The organism is Agarilytica rhodophyticola, assembly GCF_002157225.2.
Taxonomy (GTDB): Bacteria; Pseudomonadota; Gammaproteobacteria; order Pseudomonadales; family Cellvibrionaceae; genus Agarilytica; species Agarilytica rhodophyticola.
Window position 1 is genome coordinate 783005 of record NZ_CP020038.1, and the last position, 19715, is coordinate 802719.

Genomic DNA, 19715 nt, shown 5'->3' on the forward strand with positions numbered 1-19715 from the left:
CAAATCCTTTTGTATTTCAATTGAGTCAAAAGAATTAAATATAACACTGGCATTCTATGAAAAGTGTTGGCGTCTGTCTCTAAAGACTTCCCGTGCCTTTGACATTCTAGATCTTACTGTACCTAAGGGGATATCGAATAAGTCGGCAGTCTGTTGGTAACTGTTTTCTTCTATTATTAGAGAATGTACAACATCTTGAATCTTGTCTGTCATTCGATCATAGTGCCTTGAAATATCCTGCAGAAGTCTGTTTCTTTCGAATGTATCTGCTGGGTCTTCATCCATATTCTGGTAGTCAGATTCCAGACCCTCATACTCAAACGTTGGCTCGCTACACAGCATTGCATCCTCTTGAGCTCGTCGCTTAAACTCGTTTCTGATTACATTGTATGCGATCCCACATAACCAAGTTCTAACATGAGATTCACCTCTAAACTTATGATAGACGCGAACCGCCTCTAAAAGAGATGATTGCATAATATCTTCAGCATCATGTTTATTGCGAACTTTTTTACAAATAAACCTATATAAATAAGTACTATTCTCTTTAATTATTGTTTGAATGTCTTTAGGGTGCGTTTCATTTTCTCGTCGATTGTTATCGTCTGTTTTTTCTTGCATAAAGCTAACTCATTTTTATCATTTTAAATAATGATTGTTAAAGTCGATGGCGACTACAAAAAATTGCTATGTTTTATGTTTATATGTAGTACTACTAAATGAAAGTTCATATCAAAGCATATAAAACCCAACTCAATCGACTTAATTAAATTATATTTCTGCCATATGAACTTTCGTCCTCGACCTGCTACAAACTCTACAGCAAGCGTTACATAGTTCGATAAAACAATGTTTTTATAGGTTATATAGAAGGTTGTGTTTTGATTTTTTGATAATAAATAATACCCGACTTTAGGATATTTATTAGGTTATTTGATAATGTCAGGACGTTATAAGATAAGGATTGTAATATGTAATAAATGCTCTAAGCCACTTTTATTTTTAATAAGATACATATTTTGCCTTAAGTGGCTCTAAGTAAACAAATAATTTAAATGGTTATATGAGAGAAAAGTAATATGCAGAACAATATCGATTGGGAAATTAACGAGTTTGGCCGACGAGCAGGTGTAGAGATCTCTATGTTTGAAGGTGCAAGCGTCATTACAACAAATGAAGACGTTGATATTTGGCTGGAATGCCCACTTGATAGTGCTCTTGTAGTTATTCATACAAGTATTCAAGAAAATGTTAACAGTGGTACTTTTGGTCCTCAAGCTTTGAATCAAATGCTTACGCTCAATGGCCAAATAGATAAAATGAAGGGAGCTTGGACAGCTGCTCACGAGGCGACTAACAGCATCCGTTTATGCTTTGCAATTCCCAAAGAATGCACTACCGCAGATATTCTAGAGCAAGTTTTCACTAATATGATAGAGCTAAGAAATGAAGTGAAAGAAATAGTTCACTAAATTTTTTATATGAAGTAGAAGTTTTTATAAAAATTAATAGTTGATAGTTAACTATTAGTGATAACCAGTTTTTACGTATATTAATTTGTTCTTGCGTAAAAAATATCGTAATTGTATTGATCTAAATTTTTAAACTTTTAAATTTTAATGAACAAATATAATTACGCTAGCCACTAAAAATATGTAACAACAATGTTATTTTAACTAAAAAAAGGTAGGAATATTATGTTAAATTCAGGTATTACAGGTCTTAGCAACTTCTTTTCAGGTGGTATGAATGTTGGTAGAACACTTCAAGCAGTGACCGGCGCGGTTGATACAAACGGCCATGATGCTTTTCGAAATTTTACCAACCAAGAAAGTGAGAAAAACACTGCTCATGCAATGAAAGAGTTTGCTCGTGCGTCTAAAGTTCAAAGAAACGATATGACCATGGCAACGGATCGTCAAATTATGGAAAAAGCTGGTGGAGCAGCAAAACTTAACTTCTAATGTTACAAGCGCTATATAGCTCTATAGGTGCCTATAGAGCTATATATCAGAAAGTAGGTAAGAATCATGAAAAATAATCATTACAATGTGGATTTGTATCAATCAGACCAATCATTGATCGATAGTGATGTAGACGAATATTCGGATCAGGATTTTCAATTATTTGATTCTTGGATGGAAGATGATTTTGCTCTTGACCCTCTTGATCAGCTTTCTAATGCATTATTGGACAAAAAGAGAGTATATGAAGATAGCGTAGATAAAGCTATTCGAACTGCCGAAACTAAGGATGTTATAAAAGCAACGAGAAATATGTCTGATTATTATCTTTATACAACTATGGTCGCCAAAGTTGCTCAAAAATCGCAGTCAGCAATTGATAAATTAACCAATTTACAATAAAAATTTTAGCTAACAATTAGGGGTTCTGATATGTATGGACGAAACGAGTATTCCAGTTTTGGCAACTACGGTGATAAGCATAGTGAGTTTGCCGAGGCAACATCTTCAGCTTCAGATGAGACACTTGACGTAGCCGCACAGACACTGTTTAAGTCGCTACTTAATGGTTTGAATTTTATGAAGCGAGAATCGGAAAATAATACTTTATCTAAAGTATTGAAAGAGGGTAGTAATATTAACTGGTAGATTTATATGTGATGGTTTTTTAGTGTTAATATTTGTACAGTTATAGCCTTAGGATTTAACGTATTTCCCTCTAATATAGCTTCCGTTACAGTACCTTAACTTCTTTTGTGTGTCTATCGCTTATGATAAAAAAAATAGTTAATATATTGAGTATATCATTTTTAAGCTTGCTGTTGGTAGCATGTGGTGAAAAAAGAATTGCTCTTTTTGATGATCTTTCGGTAAGAGATGCAAATGAAGTAGTTGCTACACTTATTGATCAAGGTATTGATGCAAAAAAGATAACAGAAAAAAAAGGAATCTCGGTTCAAATTAACGAGAAAGATATGGCGCGTTCAGTTGCTATCTTAAAAGAAAAAGGATTGCCTAATAGAAGTCAAACTTCAATTGGTGAAATCTTTAAGAAAGAGGGCGTAATCTCTACACCTTTAGAAGAACGTGCACGTTATATATATGCACTATCTCAAGAGTTAGAATTTACGCTATCGCAGATAGATGACATTATGGTTGCGCGAGTACATGTTGTCTTGCCCGAGAGAGTGGCTCCAGGTCAGCCTATATCACCGTCTTCAGCTGCTGTATTTATCAAACATCTACCAGATCTTGACCCCGACGTTATTGAACCACGTATTAGACGGCTGGTAACAAGTAGTATCCCAGGGTTATCACAAGCTAAAACTGATAAAATATCCATTTCTTTTATTGAAAGTAATGTTAAAAGGTCATGTACTGAGCTGCGAAAAGTAAATTCATTTATAGGGTCGTTTGTTGTTGCTGAAGAGTATGCGGTTCCTTTATCAAAGACTATTAAGTATGGTTTTGTTCTTCAGTTCATTACCATTATATTTTTAGTAATTTTCTCAAATAGTAAACTGAGAACGTTTTTCCTAGACCTTATTCTAAGAGTTCTTAAAAGAAAGAACGGATAAGAGCAAGATGAAAAAGCAAAAATCAAATTCAAGTATAGATAACAAAGCATGGTTAAAATTTTGGTATTCTCCCCATAATTATATAGACTCCAGCTGGCTTGAAGAAGAAAATTTTAGTCCTCTAAAAAAGTATCGCTCTTCCATGGTATGGCAATCATGTTATTCTCATGTTTGTCATACATTAGGCTTGGAACCTAACCTTTCAGGAGAAATAAAACCTGAGTGGAAAAATATATTATGTAAAATTTCTGAAAACCCAGATAAAGCAATAAGCTTGGCTAGTATTGCTTATAGCAAAGATATTACCAAACCAGCTCCTGAGAGTAATATATCTCTTGATGAATATCGTTATATTTCCCAGATAGGGCAGGGGCTAGCATTAAAACAACGTTTTCCTATTCCTGACGATTTACAATATAAAAATCAGAAGGGTTTGTGGTTGCTACAGGTAGCATTATCATCCGATTGTCCAGAAGTTTGGCCTCGTATGAAACTAGCATTTAAGTCTAGTGTTCTTTCTAATTTACCTAAACTAGCAGCATATAGCCATGTAGATTTGAAAAACCTTAAGCGTCTTTGGAATATTATTGTATGTAAATTATAGGTATTGAGAGTATCATTATGACAGTTGAATCTACGGCTATTTTTGATAAACAACCTCATGTAGAAAATCAGCTTAAATCTTTTGTAAAAAAGAAGATATCATTTGCAGCGCTTAACCGAGACCCTAATGGGCGACGAGGCGATGTGGTCAGAGCAAATGAAATTACTAAGGTCATGGGTATAGATCAATACATATCTAAGGCTACCTCAGTGATAGGGAAAATTGTAAAGAGAGAGCAGCATAAAACTCGTAAGTATGAATCTAAAATACAAGAGGATATTAAGACTCATGCTTGGCAACAAGTTCTTACGGAAATAAAAAACTATCAAGATAAACAAGATGAATATTTTGATCTGATTGAGCTGCATTGCTCTGATATTGTTAAGTCTGCAATTTCCACTATTGTTGCTGATTTTGACGATGACCTTAAGATTAGCTCAACAATTGAAGCCCTTATCTCTAAAACAAAGAATGAAAATAATGCAATAATTGTTGTATCCCCTGAGCATGAAGAGCTAGCGACAAAATATGCGATAGATAATGATTGGAGCGTTGAAACAAGTTCCAAATTATCGAGTAGTGAGTGTGAACTAAGAGTGAAAAATGGTGCATATCAAAGCCAGTTTTCTGGTTGCATAGAAGCTCTTTATAGTGTCTTAGACAAAGAAAAACAAAGTTACAAAAACGATAGCTCGCTCATTTTTTAAATCTTACCAAACATTTAGATATTATGGTTCAACCTCCATGCTAGAGTACAAACCTAGAATATGTATGAGAGTTGGTAAGTCAGCCGCATAAAGTTCACATAATCTAGAATTACTAATAAAATCTCTGTACCCCGATAAAAGGAAAAATGCACTGAATGGATGCATTGTATGCCTAACGAGTATTAAAAGCGCTACAAGTCTTATATAAGAGCTATAAGCCAGCTAAATCTATATTAGTTTTCATAGCTTTAAGCACTACCCACATGAACCTTTCCGATCCCGTTTCCACAAAGATATATGTCTTTAATTAATCCATAGGTGAATATTATGAGCGGTAGTAGCAGACGAGAAATGCTCGAAAACATGGCTAATAATGCTAAGCAGGATTATTACCGTTTCACGAATGATCCAGATTTTTTTGTAGATTTATCTCCAGAAGATCTAGAAGTCTTTAATGAGGCTTACCAAAAAATGGAAGTTACAAAGTATTTTATGACTAAAAGCATGGGAGGTGGTTATGGTGGCATCAAGAAAATTTTGGACATGTTTTAATCAATTCAAACTACTCGAACCAATTAATAAATACTAACATGAAGTGATCTATATGTTATTTTGTCGCAACAAACAACATGACTCATTACTTAAGGTAACAACATTCTGCACTATAGTAGCCATTATATTATCTACAATATTGCCAGCAAACGCATTGGCTAGTCCGCCTAAGTTTTGGAAGGAGAGTGCTTATGCTATTGAATGCAAAAATACGCCATTAAGTGTTGTTCTCCGAGATTTTGCAAAAAGTTTTAGTGTCGATCCTGTTATAGACGCTAGTGTTTCAGGCAATTGTGATGGATGGAGGCGATCTGAAAATGCTATTTTCTTTTTGGATAATATTGCTACAGAATTTAAATTCCAGTGGTTTGTATACAAGACTAAAATTTATTTCAGCTCGGTATCCGATCAGCATACTAAACGTCTGAAGTTATCTGACGGATTAAAGAAAGCGTTAATAGGAGTGGGTGTATTTCAGAAAAAATTTGGCTGGGGAGAGCTGCCTGGCGAAAAAGCTGTACTGGTTTCTGGCCCCAAAAGATATATCGATATGATCGAGCGTTTAGGGAAAAAACAAAAGGATAAAACGACAAAAAAGAGCACGGAAAAAAATGAGAATGTATATGTGTTTCCTCTTAAATATGCATCGGTAATGGATCGCACAATAACAATTCGAAGAAAGAAAACTGTTATACCAGGTGTTGCTACGATATTAAAAGGTCTGCTTGTACGATCAGGTTCAACACCAAACCCCAAGTTAACCGGTATCGGAGCTGATGTAGACAGTAGTAAGACTGAGAACTTTTTAACAATGGGGCGAGGTGTTAAGAAAGGTGCAAGTGTTGAAGCGGATGTCAGAACGAACTCCGTAATAATTAAATCAGCTACAAAAGACTTCGATTATTACCAAGAATTGATTGATGAGCTGGATCAAGTACGGAATTTGATCGAGATTGATGCAATTATCGTAGACATAAGTCGTGAAAAACTAAAAGATATTGGCGTCAATTTAGATTACAGCAATACACGAACTGGCGAGAATGGTGGTTTTAGAACTTTTGATCGCCTACAGGCTAATCCTCTCAACCCAGTGGCAAATGTAAATGCTACAGTACTGATCAATGATTTAAATCAATTCCAAGCTAACCTCAAACTTATGCAAGGAAGAGGTGACGCATCGATTATTGCTAACACCTCTATATTGACTATGGAAAATGAGCCTGCAGTTATCGACTTGAGCGAGACCGTATTTATCCAAAATATAGCTGAGAGAGTAGCGACTGTAGAACCTGTAACAGCTGGTACTTTGCTCAATGTTACGCCGAAATCTATTGATGATATCGATAGCCCCAAAATAGGGCTTGCGGTTGAGATTGAAGATGGCAAAGTTATCCAAAACGTACAATCAAATGGGCTGCCGTCTATAAGAAAAACTAATATTAGTACTCGAGCAATCATTGATCAGAGTCGATCACTCGTTATAGGTGGTTATCATGTTAATAGTACAGAAGATACTGTAAATAAAGTTCCAGGTGTAGGCGATGTACCAATATTGGGGCATCTATTTTCTAGCCGTAAGAAAAAAGTTTTAAATAGGGAGAGACTTTTCATTCTCACACCAAGAATATCTGAGACTTCACATAACCCAGCTGACTTTTCGAGTACAGGTAGTGCAAATTTAATCGCTGACCAAGTCCAACAGATTCAAAATCGATGGCTAAATGCAAATAGAAGTTATGTTGAAAAAACACTGGCTTTATTTAAGTTACTAGCTGTCCAGAAAATGCCATATGGTTATATGAAGAAATATAAAAAAGAGTCTGCGCTTCCATTCAAATGTCTTCAAAAAGGTATTGAGTTTGACTTTTCGAGGATTGGCTACCATGTAGATGGGCATGGCATAAGAGCTTATATCGGATCGGTAACGAATCGTTCTGATGAAGCGGTTACCGTTAAAGAGAATTCCTGTATTGGTGCAGGCTTAATTGGAGTTTCACTATATCCTAAGAAAGCTCTAGCTCCAGGTGAATCAACTACCATGTTTAGCGCCCTAGAGTATGCAAGGATGAATGAAAGTAACAAAGTCGCACTAGATATGGTTAATGATAGGTAAATTTGGATTGTTTAACGTTTTTAATAACAGTTAGTGAACATTTTATTAGAGGTATTCTATAATGAGAAAACTAATATATAGCCTGTTACTTTTTGCTACTGTTTTTTCAGTTTCTGGATGTAACACTATGCCTGAGAAGGATATAGACTATTCGCGAGTAGGCAATATGAAAATTTGGATAACGCCTGAATACTCATCTGCGCAGGATGCAAATAATTTCATATATACATCTATTATACAATAATATCATGTGTTTCAACTTCACAATGAGGTAATTATACAGTTTTGACAAAGAAAATTGGTTTTAGCTCTTATTTGTTGCTAAAAGTACCATGCGAAGCTAACTATTGATCGATTAACTAATAATAATGCCATATACTTAGTATATATGGGCATAAAATACAACATGCCAGCTAAAGCTTGTCCTTGGATTAGCTATTTTTATTTGTTAGCGAACCTCCAGCCCTTGATATCTTGGCGATGATTAAGTATAGATCGTGCAGCAGGGCTGTTTGCTAGCTTGACTAGAAATTAAAGCTTAATTACATTAGCGGTATTTGCTTTTCATATTTGCAACTCCTTTAATATGGGTAGAAAATTGATATAGCGTATTATAAAAAAGGAACTTAAATAAAATAATGTCTACCAACGAATATGCTGGCAGTTTAATTTTTACGATTTTGGACTGCCCATATTGTATCAGCCTTTTTTAAATTTTGGAGTATCATAATATGAATATTACTGGACGCAAGAGCTATGGTAGCTATGTTGGTCACGATTCCAGATTCCTCAATAGTGGTGTTGATAGTGGTATGAACAATAATTTTAAAAATATCGTTCGCGAACTTAAAAGGCTTACTGGTATTGCTGAGAAAGAACTTGAAGAGCATTTGGACGAACTTTTAAGGATATCGACGTACACTGGTGATGAAATCCTCAATGTTGACTTTGGTGACATTGGAAAAAAAGAGAATATTTATGAACAAATACAAAAAGCTATTGTAGATTCAGATGATGAAGGCAAGGAAATTATATACCTAATGGATAAAGGAATGAATTTTTTGAAAGAAGAAAAAAACAACAAAATGTAGTATGCGCTTATTATAACTGCTCTTTAGATTCATAGCTGACCTTTTCAGGACGAGGTTGAAGCGATGTTTGCTTTCTACTCAATGGAAAAGGGCTTGTCGAAAAACGATGTAAATACCCAGTTACCGTTTAATCTAGTTTTCTATTTAAAGGGTTAGGTGTCAGTTTTTTTTGAGAAGGTTAAAATCTAACCATTAAGTTCACTTTAATGCTAATCCTGTTATTTGCTAAAGTGAATTTAATGTTAGTGGTTATAGCTAGTTAAAAATTGGCTAAAAGTTGGTAAACCAAGTCCTCTGGTTTAATAATTTAGTTGATCCAAAAGTTTTTGCTAATTAAAGTCAATATTCGAGATTCTCCCTTTTGAAATTTACTATTCTTTTAATAGTAATTCAATATTCCAAGATAATTCTAGAAACAACTATGTTTACTTGAACTATACATATAGTTCATTCACAAATAGTAATGACTCCATACTTCGTCAGGTGATTATTCATCTCATACCGGTAACTTTAGGTAAGTAATTTGAGTCTTAAGCGCTTTCACTATAGTGCGTCTTAATTTAATAAAACCTATCTTTTTCAAAACAAAGCTTTAAGTGTGATTTTATGAGTTTTTTAAACAAAATAGTCCAGCTTTTAGTCCATCGATCTGAAGTTATCGTCGCAGTATTTGTAGTCGGTATTATTTTTATGATGATCCTACCTATGCCCACAGGGTTGGTAGATGTACTTATTGCCTTAAACATAACAATATCCACAATACTCGTCGTCATGGTTATGTATATGCCTGGCCCCCTAGCTTTTTCAACATTCCCTGCTTTATTGCTAATTACTACCCTATTCAGGTTAGCATTATCTGTAACTACGACTCGTCTTATATTATTGCAAGGTGATGCAGGTAGTATCGTTGAAACATTTGGTAATTTTGTTGTTGGTGGTAACTTAGTAGTAGGCCTGGTTATTTTCTTGATTTTGATGATTGTGAATTTTCTTGTCATTACAAAAGGATCAGAACGTGTTGCAGAAGTCTCTGCTAGATTCACCCTAGATGCTATGCCGGGAAAACAAATGTCAATCGATAGTGACCTTAGGGCCGGTTTGCTTACTGCGCCCGAAGCCAAGCAAAAAAGGGCCGATCTAGGTAAAGAGAGTCAGTTGTTTGGAGCATTAGATGGAGCGATGAAATTTGTAAAAGGAGATGCGATTGCCGGTATCATTATTGTACTCGTTAATATAATTGGTGGTTTCTCTATTGGCGTTATGCAGCTAGGTTTGCCTGCTGGAGAATCTATAAAACTATACTCGATACTAACTATTGGTGATGGTCTCGTAGCTCAGATACCAGCGTTGTTGATATCACTTACAGCCGGCATGCTTATTACACGAGTTAAAAAGGATGATTCTGAAGATTCAAACGTTGGTCAAGAATTGGCTATGCAACTTGGTAGTCAACCAAGAGCGCTAGCGCTAGCTGCAATAGTACTACTTGGATTCGGTATTATACCCGGAATGCCAACACTTGCCTTTTTCTTACTATCAGGAATTGTTGGTGGTATTGCCGCTTATCAGATGCTGGGAGCCAAAATGTTACCCAAGCAAGCAATTAATGCTGCTGGCACAGAAAATGAAAGTACTCCAGCCCTTCAAGCTGATAATGGGGAAACTGACATCAGAGAGTTTAATGTTTGTGAGAGAATGGCAATTGTTGTTGCTGAAGGTATGTCTAACGATGCCCATATACTTGAGATAGTAAGAAAGGTAAGGATATATAGGAATACTTACGTTGTTGATCGCGGCTTTATGTTCCCTACAATCATTGTTATCGAGAACAAGAATGTGCAGAATGATGAAATTCAATTTCGAGTTTATGATTCGGCTGTTATATCTGCGACGGCAAATATGAACTTCATCGCGGTAGATAATAATGATGTTAATAGTGAAAAATTAGAATCTCTAGGTCTTGAATATGAGCAAGGTAAAGCTTCACGGGAGGAAGAGAGCTTACTTTGGTTGCCTGTAGAAAATAAAGATCTTTTGAGAGAAAATGAAGTAGAGTTCAAAGATAATCTTGAAGTTGCCGCTGAAAAGATTGGTACCGGTCTTCTTAAATATGGACATGAATTTATTGGTATTGAAGAAACTAATATAATATTGAAATGGAGCGATAATGAGTATCCAGAGTTAAATAAAGAGCTTGCACGAGTGTTACCAATATCGCGCTTCTCTGAAGTACTTCAAAATCTAGTGTCAGAAAACGTTTCTATAAGACCTATGAGAAAAATTATTGAAACTTTAGTCGATCAAGCTGCTGTAGAACGAGATATCGAAGTCCTGACCGAGTCGGTACGAGTGGTCTTATCTAGACAAATATGTCAAGAACTATCGCCGATGAATACAATGCATGTTTGCTTGTTAAATACTGAAACAGAAGAGTTACTTAGAGGTGCAATTCGAAAAACTTCGACTGGCGGTTTTTTTTCCCTTTCCCAAGATGAGAGAGATGGTCTTCTTCAAAATCTAAAAGATCAATTGAGTAATGTTGAAAAAGACATTAAACCTGTTGTAATGGTTGTGGCTCAGGATCTTCGAAAATATTTAAGAGAATTTATTAAAAATGACTTTTTTAAAGTTCCGGTACTTTCGTATTCCGAAATGGTGCCAACAATTGATATTAAGCCTGTCGCTAGTATTTAGGTTGCCTTTTTGTGAATATCCCAGTTTCTATTGAAGGTAAATACTACGATGAAAATGATTTTATTGATATAATCAATAAAAAAAATCAGGCAGTTTATCATGGTAAGTCAGGTACTAAATGTTTTAAGGAGTATATTGAGCGAAATAAAGTTTCTTCATTTATGCGTGTCTTACTTTTCTACCTATACGATGTTATAACACCTCAATCATTTAATGGTATAAATCACTGGCAGGGTAGGTTTAACAAATCCTTTTCTCAAGATAATAGTAATAAAAGAAGTGAAGATTTAAACATACCTTCAGTTACAGAAGTTTACTTACAAGATATACTTGTAAGTAAACTTAATAGTTACTTATGTGGTAGAAAAAAAGTTAGTTGTAAAAACTATAAAGAGTATATTTATTCTTGTATAGCTGCGAATTATACTCCAAAACTAGATATTCGTTGGTCAGATGAATATGGCTGGGGGGTATATGCTCTAGAAAATATTTACTCTTTCATGTTTCTTGGTTTGTATGTGGGCCAAGTTCAACAACTTTTATGGCTAAAGTTAATTGACATTATAAGAGGGTTTCACAACAAATATGAGCTAGCGTTCTGCTACAATGAAATCTTTGCAATTAATGGAGAAAAAAAAGGTAACTATACACGTTTTATCAATCATGATACTAATGGTGGCAAGAAAATCTCCACATTTTCGTTACAAATAGCAGATAACGGAGAAATTGGCATACCCCATAGAGGCTTCATTGCGAATGTGCCAAAAGATAAAAACTCTCACATAGTTTTTGCTAAAGATGAGCAACTATTATGGGATTATGGGAAATACTATAAGTTAAACCTATAAGATATACCTAATAATAGGATAGTGTAGCTGCTATAGTAAAAGCATTTTTATGAAAGTCTAGAAACTACCTCAGAGATTATAGCTATCTAGTTGCCAAGTTAAGAGCAAGTTTATTTGGCGCCTTACGTATTTTATTTGGCGCCAAGGTAGTAATGAAGGAAAGCGGTAATGGTTAAACTAAAGTAGATAATCCATTTATTAAAACCGAGCATATTCGGATTCTTTCCTTGTTTCTTGCTCCATATAAGACAAAAAAGCCTTAATTCCTTCGTGCCTTTTTTCTTCATCACTCCAAAGGGATGTGGGTAAACGACTAAGTAGTGGGTATAAGACATTTAAAAACATTAGTCGTGATTTTTTATCTGGTTCAACATAGTCACTCACGATACTCTTGATTTCACTATGGTATATATCGTCACCAGTTAGGTCTAATAATGATCGTGCTAGGCCAACCGGTTTTGCTTCTAAAATTTCAATATGACGCTTTAAATTTAACATGGCATCGTCACAGAAATTTAATAATGATTTAACACCTGTTGCCGCATTTAACCTTTCATAGATATCTCTTAAATACTCAACTTCTGTTGATGGATGATCTGCGTCTATATCTTGGGCTATAGAACGGATGTATGCGTCAACGCTTTCTGGAAATTCATCCTCATCAAAAGCGTCGAGTAGGCTTAAGAAAATAGATCTAACTCCCTTGCGTCGACCATTATTTCTAGAAAGTGCTTTACGCATCTTTCTCGCACTATTTCTATTTGGAAAATACTTTGAAACTACCGGTGCTACATTAAATGATGCTTGAATTTGGCTTATATTATCTTTTAGGAAAAAACTCTCTCGAGATTGTATAAGCTTTTTGGCAGGATCTTTCGCTTCGTTTCCGGCTCTTTTTAGCGCCAACCAAACAACTGCGGCTTCGTCTTCGCTTTGGCCTTCTATCCATTTATCTAGACCACCATTTTTCCCTACGGCAGACATAATTTGCTGAAATTTTTTCTCAACACTATCCTGCTCATCAAGCATCTTTGAATATTTCTGTATGTTGGTGATCCGGTTAATACTTTTCACCAGCAATCTTTTTTGAGTGGCATCACTACTACTAGATTTCTCCTTTTTAGAAGAATCTTTTACTTCGCTCATTTTGAAAGAAGCTTCTTCCATATTATTAGCGGCGTTAGTACTTAATGCCTTTGCCATAGTCAGCTTGGGCACTGTTGGTGGTGGAATATAATTATTAATTCGGTTCATAAAAAACGCCTAAGCTTTTAATTCTTGTCGGAGTATCTTTCGTGCATTAGCCATACGTGATCGGATTGTCCCTAAAGGCACGTTGAACTGATCGGCGGTGTCTTGGTAGCTTTTTCCTTCAACAACTAATGAATTAAATACCCCCTGCATTTTTTCAGGAAGTGCCTCATATCTGTCACACACATTATCTATTAATTCATTACACTCGATGATATCAGCCGGGTCTTGAACTCTTTGAGAAGATATCCCGTTATCGCTTGATAGGTAATCTATACTTTCCGAATATTCTTCCGAAAAAACACTTAGATCCTTTTCTTGGCGTTTTATGCTGTTTCTAATTATGTTGTATGCGATACCGCACAGCCAAGTTTTAGCTTGAGAGTCCCCTCTGAAATTATGGTAGGATCTGATGGCTTCTAACAACGTTGCCTGCATGAAGTCATCTATATCACATTTGTTTTTAGCTCTCTTTGAAATAAATCTGCGCAAGTAGACGCTGCTGTTTTTTATGACACTATCTATACTTTCTTTCTTTTCTGGCTGTTCAAGTTTTTCTAAAGTGTTTGAAGTCATAATATTTCCAACTCTTTTTTGCATTATAAATATGGGTGCTAGAGGCAATTGCCTTTGTTCATTAGAGAATTATATGAATGCTGAAAAGTAAACGTACATCACATATTGATGGGGCAATACTCAAATTTGAACCATATGAATATCATGCTTTTTTAAGGCTTTTTCTGTATCACTTGGTATTTTTTTATTACCAATTTTTAGTGTATCGACGAGCTTTATTTGGTCATAAATTTATTTTATTCATGTTAATTAAATATACTATCATCGATGAAAATAATAGTGAAAAATGTAGGCTAACTTAGTCCTTATTTAATTTTGATGTAGCCTGAAAACAAAATTGTTCATTTAATTTTTCTATTTTTATACTAACTTAACAAATCTTATCAATTGTCCTAGTGCACAGTTTTATTCGTTCGTAACGAACAATTCTCCTTTTTGCACCACTTAAAAGTAGCACTGTATATCAAGGTGAGAAGTAGATTTTAAGCATTATAATTAGAGGTAGGATGATTAACAGACTATTAATACTGTGAATATTAGGCTTAAGCATCTATGTATAAAGCTATTTCTAGATTGTCTATGATGTTTTTTATATATTTTGATCAAACTTCTCCTAATTCCCACTAAATACTAAGTAGATTTACTAGGTTTAACTATGAAAGAGTTACGTATTCTCAATGGTTTAAGTAGAGGGTCTGCTTTTCCTTTAGACGAGGATAAGATCTCTCTCGGAGCTTCACTGGACGCGGATATATTTATCTCCGATCCAGGTATATATGAAAGGCATGCGATATTTTCGATAGATCCAGAAGGCCAAGAAGTGGGATACCGCGTCGATCTATTTAATGAAGACGCATCAGAAAGTATAGCCGAAACGATCAGTCTAAATGTGCCGTATGAGATCGCAGGTATATGGGTATGTATTGCTGAGGAAGATACTCCTTGGAATATGCAGCTTCCAGAAGCACCAGTAGATGAAATCGAAGAAGATCAAAGCCATATTGATATACCTGAAGTTACTGCCAAAAATAAATCGAGGCCTAAGATTCCAATTATACCGATAATTTTTGTTTCTACTATCTTCACTTTGAGCTTCAAAATGCTTGCATTCGCAAATATAGATGATGTGAATAGCGATAAAGAAAACTTGAATGAAAATAATTTCACTGAAGAAACTACATATTCCACGCATGTAAAACGTGATGGCAACGATAAGTTACTCATAAAGAAATTTAAGAGTATGCTAATGGAGCGAGAACTTAAAGGGCTTGTTTTAAAGCCTGAAGCAAAAAAATGGATTGTATCGGGGAGCATTACCGAGATTAATAAAAATAAACTCAACCGTATGATAAAGCGTTTTGAAGCTGAAAATAAGTTCTCCTTTACTATCGAAGATAACACAAATTTTGTGTCCAAAACACTCCCATTTAAACTGACGCGTATAGTTTCGGGTCCCTATGGACACGTTATTACTGATACCGGAGAGAGACTGTCTGTCGGTGGTACTATCGATGGTTATACATTAAAGAGTGTGGGTAGAAAGAAAGTTGTATTTCAAGGCAAAAACACAATTGAATTAGTGTGGTAAAAATGAACTATGAGCAATTAGGTGATCGTTGTTTAGAGTGGAATAAAAAGGTACTAGGGAAAGTAGAAAGTATACAAAAAGTTAATGTCTGTGGAAAAGTAAAAAGGGTTGTTGGGACACTTATTGAGGCAAAAATTCCTGCCACTAAAATAGGTGAATTATGTGAAATCTCTGCTGATAAAGATAACGGTAAGATTGTACTTGCAGAAGTAATTGGTTTTTCAGAAGATGCGGTTATTTTATCTGCACTCACTCGTTTAGAAGACTTATACTACGACTGTGATGTGAAACCACTTGGAAGTAAGCATAGTATCATCGTTGATGAAAACACTATGGGAATGGTGCTAGATGGTATGGGTAGAGACCTCAGAACCGGTTCTGGGGGAATATTCTGTAGTGGGGAAATTGATGATGATTTGCCTATTACGCCTGTTATGTCAGAGGCAGTAGCGGCGACGGAAAAGCCTAGGATTACGGATGTTCTGACAACTGGGGTCAAATCACTTGATACATTTATCACCTTTGGTGAAGGACAACGTATCGGTTTATTTGCCGGTGCAGGTTGTGGTAAAACAACTTTATTGGCTTCGATTGCAAGGGGTTGCAGTGCTGACTATGTCGTCTTTGCACTTGTTGGAGAGCGTGGCCGGGAGTTAAAAGAGTTTCTTGATCACGAATTAGACCCTGAGCTTCTGAAACGAACAATTCTTGTTTGTTCAACGTCAGATAGAAGTTCTATGGAGCGATCCAGGGCTGCGTTTACTGCAACAGCTATTGCAGAGACTTTGAGAGATCAAGGGAAAAAGGTATTGCTCTTAATCGATTCTCTTACCCGTTTTGCCCGGGCACAGCGTGAAATTGGGTTAGCATCTGGAGAGCCTCCCGCAAAAGGTGGCTTCCCGCCATCAGTATATACGATGTTGCCTAAACTTATTGAGCGAGCAGGGAAAACAACTAAAGGTTCAATCACAGCGATTTATACGATACTTCTCGAAGGGGACTCTATGTCTGATGACCCTGTCGCAGATGAAGCTAAGTCATTACTCGATGGCCATATCGTTCTATCACGAGACCTCGCAGAAAAAGGACATTATCCAGCTGTTAACGTGTTAATGAGTCTAAGTCGAGTAATGGATAATATTGTCGATCCTTCACAATCAAAATTAGCCCGCCATGCTCGTATGCTTATGGCAAAGCATAAAGATCTAGAATTACTCATTCGCTTAGGTGAATATCAACCCGGCGAAGATCCCCTTTCTGATGAAGCCGTACAAAAAACTCCTGAAATTATGGAATTTTTGAAACAAGGCACAAAAGAGCAATATAGTTTGCAAGAATCAGTGACCAATCTCGAACAAATCATCACTAAATAAACTCATCCTGTTAATTACATTATCTTTTAGATATTTACCAATAGGCTATGAGTGACAAATTAAAAATCAAGCAACTTGGTGTTATTGCCTCGCTTAGAAAACGTCGCCTAGAAGATGTTGAACGGGAATATAATCGCGCGTCTTTAGATGTAAAAAATGCAAAGAAAGTGGAATTGCAAGCTCAGGAAGAAGTTGAAAGATATAGTGAATATCAGGAAAAACGCGATCAGGAAATAAACCAGGAAATACTTTCAGGTGTTTTTAAGCTAGAAGATATTTTCTTAAAAAAGGAAGAGCAAGAAGGTATCAAAGATAACCTAGTAAATAAAGAATCAGAAAAGCAAGAAGCAACCCGTAAAAGAGAAGTTCTTGAAGGAGAACTATCAATAAAAAAAAGGGAATATAACCGGGCATTCATAAATTTAGAGAAAATCGAAGTTTTCACCGATATGCTTAAAAAATAGTTTTTCTGATACTTCTATAGTTTGGAGAAAATTTAGTATGAACAATTCTATGCCAATAAAAGACATGGATACCGACTTGTTAAAGGGGGTTGATAATCCAGCATCAATACCCGAAATAACTTGGCATTCTGGTTTTGATTTTAACAGTTATTTAAATCAAGAAGGGTCGAAAAAAACGTCAGTTTCTTCCAGCGTATTTTTAGATGGAAAACATCAGATAACAAATGAACTGAGTGTAGAGCAAACACTATCCACAGTATTTAACCGTATTGAATCAGAAGTTGCCGGCGTTCGAAGTGACCAAATGTTGAACTTCAATATTGAGCTACCCGGAGGCCGCAATGTAGATGTAAAGTCAGAGTTAAGAGATTATAGTTGGAATTTTTCACTATCGACAGATAATAGAAAGTTAAGAAGTCAGCTAATTGGCTCAAAAAAATCTATGTCTAGTTCCTTAAGAAAATCACTTGGAAGGAGAGTTTACATTGATATCGTATAGTCCAATACAAGTTCAAGATTTTCCGGAACTCAATAAACCGTTCTTACAGAAAAAGATAAGTAATGATGAATTTTCCTTACAGAAAATTCTGCGATCGGGAGTACAGTACCATGGTGAGCAGAATGATGAACCAATAAGCATAAAAGTAACTTCTAACTCTGTCGATACCACACCTAAATTTCAAGGCACTTCACTATCAATAGATACTGACTTCGGTACTGTTTACTTGTTTGACTTCGATAATTTTTACCAGAGATTAACCGGTGTTAAAGTTATTGAGGATTCCCGTCTTAGAATGGGTAAGGTCAATATGGCCAATGTTCTTTTGCCCGACGCTATTTATGATGCTTTTGGTTGGTCGATACCAAACAAGCCGTTATCAAAAATTCCAGCTGATATTGCCACAATGTCATTAAAAATCTCTATGAGCGGCTTTACTTTGCCTGTAAAAATAGCGGCAGAGACGAGTGTCTGGATAAATATTTTTAATAATCAACACTGGAAAAAGAACTGTTTCAATGAGTCTCGTGTTGAAACATTGCCAATTCTCGTGAACACCCTATGCGGTTCTACCACGATGACTGCCAAGACGTGGCGCTCTCTGAACGAGGGTGACGTCTTTATCATATCAAAGCCTAACTTCGATATGCAGGGCGAGGGTGTAGTCTCCTTGGGTGGAAAGTCATCTATGTTGGTGAGATGGCATGAACAAGAAAATAATACAATCGTAGAATTTAAAAGGTGGTTGGATAATATGGGACTAGATGAGTTTGAGCAAGGCCATGAAAATGACTACGCAGATACCGAAAGTTTTGATGATAATGAAGAAGCTTTAGACGCGGATGAATGGCCTGAAAACGATACGCTTGTTACGGGTGTGGATAGTTTACAGAATAATCCTAACACTGATAGTGGCACTACGAATAATTTATCTTACTTTGATGAATTACCTTTGGAGTTCAATGTAAGGCTAGGGAGTTTTGCACTTTCTTACCGCGATGCATGTAATTTGTCACCCGGGGATCTCTTCAAACTGGATTCTCCTTTGAAAGGCCAAGTGGAAATATTATGCCAAAATAGAGTTGTCGCTTGCGGTGACTTAGTTGATATTGATGGCAAGCTTGGAGTAGAAATTGTTCGTTACTGGAGCATGGAGCAGTGAACCTTTCAGAAATGAATCCGCTCCATCTTGCTGTGATTATGGCAGGTATGGGGCTACTACCACTATTATTTATGGTTACTACAGCCTTTTTAAAAATAGCAGTAGTATTAGTGATAGTGCGAAATGCCTTAGGTGTACAACAAGTGCCACCAAATATGGTTCTATATGGTATTGCAGTTGCCCTAACACTTTACGTCATGACACCCGTTTTTGCTGAAATGCAAAATGAAATCAATCATATTGATTTAAAAGATGTATCCAGTGCTACGATAGCCGAGCATTTTGAGAAGGGCACCGCTCCTTTAAAAAGCTTCATCTCAAAACATAGCGATCCCGCTGTAAGGGAAACGTTTGTGTCATCGACTAAAGAATTATGGCCAAAGGAAATGTCGAAAGATGTAAGCCATGAAGACTTTATTATTTTAATTCCAGCATTCGTAATATCAGAATTGCAATCTGGTTTTGAAATTGGTTTCCTTATCTACTTACCCTTCGTCGTGATTGATTTAATTGTCTCAAACTTACTACTTGCTTTAGGTATGCAGATGGTTGCGCCAATGACAGTATCATTGCCGTTTAAAATTCTTTTATTTGTTATTGCTGAAGGTTGGCAAAAGCTGCTTCATAGCCTTGTGCTATCTTATGTTTAGGT

Annotated in this window: 21 protein-coding genes; 18 read left to right on the forward strand and 3 right to left on the reverse strand. The window is 35.9% G+C overall.

The features are described 5' to 3' along the window. Positions 1 to 54: 54 nt before the first annotated feature. Positions 55 to 621 carry an RNA polymerase sigma factor gene (locus BVC89_RS03355; protein WP_086929846.1) on the reverse strand — a complete coding sequence of 189 codons (567 nt, stop codon included), beginning with the start codon at positions 619 to 621 and terminating at the stop codon, positions 55 to 57. Between the two features lie 458 nt (positions 622 to 1079). Between BVC89_RS03355 and BVC89_RS03360 the strand changes: the two genes are divergently transcribed. From BVC89_RS03360 to BVC89_RS03415, 12 genes are all read left to right on the forward strand, one after another. Beyond that, positions 1080 to 1472 (forward strand): type III secretion system chaperone, encoded by a 393-nt coding sequence (locus BVC89_RS03360; RefSeq protein ID WP_086929847.1) that lies wholly within the window; start codon positions 1080 to 1082, stop codon positions 1470 to 1472. A gap of 225 nt (positions 1473 to 1697) precedes the next feature. Beyond that, the gene (locus BVC89_RS03365) at positions 1698 to 1964 is read left to right on the forward strand and encodes a hypothetical protein (RefSeq protein ID WP_086929848.1); all 267 of its coding nucleotides are present in this window, start codon (positions 1698 to 1700) and stop codon (positions 1962 to 1964) included. Between the two features lie 66 nt (positions 1965 to 2030). Next, entirely contained in the window at positions 2031 to 2366 is a 336-nt protein-coding gene (locus tag BVC89_RS03370) for an EscI/YscI/HrpB family type III secretion system inner rod protein (protein ID WP_086929849.1), read from the forward strand. A gap of 30 nt (positions 2367 to 2396) precedes the next feature. After that, positions 2397 to 2612 (forward strand): hypothetical protein, encoded by a 216-nt coding sequence (locus BVC89_RS03375; protein WP_086929850.1) that lies wholly within the window; start codon positions 2397 to 2399, stop codon positions 2610 to 2612. A 122-nt stretch (positions 2613 to 2734) separates the two neighbouring features. Then, positions 2735 to 3541, forward strand: a complete 807-nt coding sequence (sctJ, locus tag BVC89_RS03380; protein WP_086929851.1) for a type III secretion system inner membrane ring lipoprotein SctJ — start codon at positions 2735 to 2737, stop codon at positions 3539 to 3541. A gap of 7 nt (positions 3542 to 3548) precedes the next feature. After that, complete coding sequence (locus BVC89_RS03385; RefSeq protein WP_086929852.1) at positions 3549 to 4145, forward strand: hypothetical protein; 597 nt, start codon at positions 3549 to 3551, stop codon at positions 4143 to 4145. Between the two features lie 17 nt (positions 4146 to 4162). Beyond that, complete coding sequence (locus tag BVC89_RS03390; protein WP_086929853.1) at positions 4163 to 4852, forward strand: HrpE/YscL family type III secretion apparatus protein; 690 nt, start codon at positions 4163 to 4165, stop codon at positions 4850 to 4852. Positions 4853 to 5179: 327 nt separating this feature from the next. Further along, positions 5180 to 5404 (forward strand): hypothetical protein, encoded by a 225-nt coding sequence (locus BVC89_RS03395; RefSeq protein WP_086929854.1) that lies wholly within the window; start codon positions 5180 to 5182, stop codon positions 5402 to 5404. Between the two features lie 52 nt (positions 5405 to 5456). Beyond that, on the forward strand, positions 5457 to 7517 hold the full coding sequence (sctC, locus tag BVC89_RS03400; RefSeq protein WP_086929855.1) for a type III secretion system outer membrane ring subunit SctC: 2061 nt from the start codon (positions 5457 to 5459) through the stop codon (positions 7515 to 7517). 731 nt (positions 7518 to 8248) lie between these two features. Continuing rightward, complete coding sequence (locus BVC89_RS03405; RefSeq protein WP_086929856.1) at positions 8249 to 8608, forward strand: hypothetical protein; 360 nt, start codon at positions 8249 to 8251, stop codon at positions 8606 to 8608. A 606-nt stretch (positions 8609 to 9214) separates the two neighbouring features. Next, positions 9215 to 11302, forward strand: coding sequence for a type III secretion system export apparatus subunit SctV (gene sctV, locus BVC89_RS03410; protein ID WP_086929857.1), 2088 nt, complete (start codon positions 9215 to 9217; stop codon positions 11300 to 11302). A gap of 11 nt (positions 11303 to 11313) precedes the next feature. After that, on the forward strand, positions 11314 to 12150 hold the full coding sequence (locus tag BVC89_RS03415) for an SET domain-containing protein (RefSeq protein WP_086929858.1): 837 nt from the start codon (positions 11314 to 11316) through the stop codon (positions 12148 to 12150). 198 nt (positions 12151 to 12348) lie between these two features. Here the strand turns inward: BVC89_RS03415 and BVC89_RS03420 are convergent, their stop codons facing one another. Further along, on the reverse strand, positions 12349 to 13404 hold the full coding sequence (locus BVC89_RS03420; RefSeq protein WP_086929859.1) for a TyeA family type III secretion system gatekeeper subunit: 1056 nt from the start codon (positions 13402 to 13404) through the stop codon (positions 12349 to 12351). Positions 13405 to 13413: 9 nt separating this feature from the next. After that, complete coding sequence (locus BVC89_RS03425) at positions 13414 to 13977, reverse strand: RNA polymerase sigma factor (protein WP_158657764.1); 564 nt, start codon at positions 13975 to 13977, stop codon at positions 13414 to 13416. A gap of 655 nt (positions 13978 to 14632) precedes the next feature. On the opposite strand from BVC89_RS03425, the gene BVC89_RS03435 reads away from it, so the two are divergent. From BVC89_RS03435 to sctR, 6 genes are read left to right on the forward strand one after another with little or no spacing between them, the layout of a single operon-like run. Then, positions 14633 to 15565 (forward strand): FHA domain-containing protein, encoded by a 933-nt coding sequence (locus BVC89_RS03435; RefSeq protein WP_086929862.1) that lies wholly within the window; start codon positions 14633 to 14635, stop codon positions 15563 to 15565. Between the two features lie 2 nt (positions 15566 to 15567). Continuing rightward, entirely contained in the window at positions 15568 to 16938 is a 1371-nt protein-coding gene (locus BVC89_RS03440; RefSeq protein ID WP_086929863.1) for a FliI/YscN family ATPase, read from the forward strand. Between the two features lie 47 nt (positions 16939 to 16985). Next, the gene (locus tag BVC89_RS03445; RefSeq protein ID WP_086929864.1) at positions 16986 to 17402 is read left to right on the forward strand and encodes a hypothetical protein; all 417 of its coding nucleotides are present in this window, start codon (positions 16986 to 16988) and stop codon (positions 17400 to 17402) included. A gap of 37 nt (positions 17403 to 17439) precedes the next feature. Further along, positions 17440 to 17901 (forward strand): hypothetical protein, encoded by a 462-nt coding sequence (locus BVC89_RS03450; protein ID WP_086929865.1) that lies wholly within the window; start codon positions 17440 to 17442, stop codon positions 17899 to 17901. After that, positions 17888 to 19063 carry a FliM/FliN family flagellar motor switch protein gene (locus BVC89_RS03455; RefSeq protein ID WP_086929866.1) on the forward strand — a complete coding sequence of 392 codons (1176 nt, stop codon included), beginning with the start codon at positions 17888 to 17890 and terminating at the stop codon, positions 19061 to 19063. Before BVC89_RS03450 ends, BVC89_RS03455 begins: the two co-directional genes overlap by 14 nt. Next, the gene (gene sctR, locus BVC89_RS03460; protein ID WP_086929867.1) at positions 19060 to 19713 is read left to right on the forward strand and encodes a type III secretion system export apparatus subunit SctR; all 654 of its coding nucleotides are present in this window, start codon (positions 19060 to 19062) and stop codon (positions 19711 to 19713) included. Before BVC89_RS03455 ends, sctR begins: the two co-directional genes overlap by 4 nt. Positions 19714 to 19715: the final 2 nt, after the last annotated feature.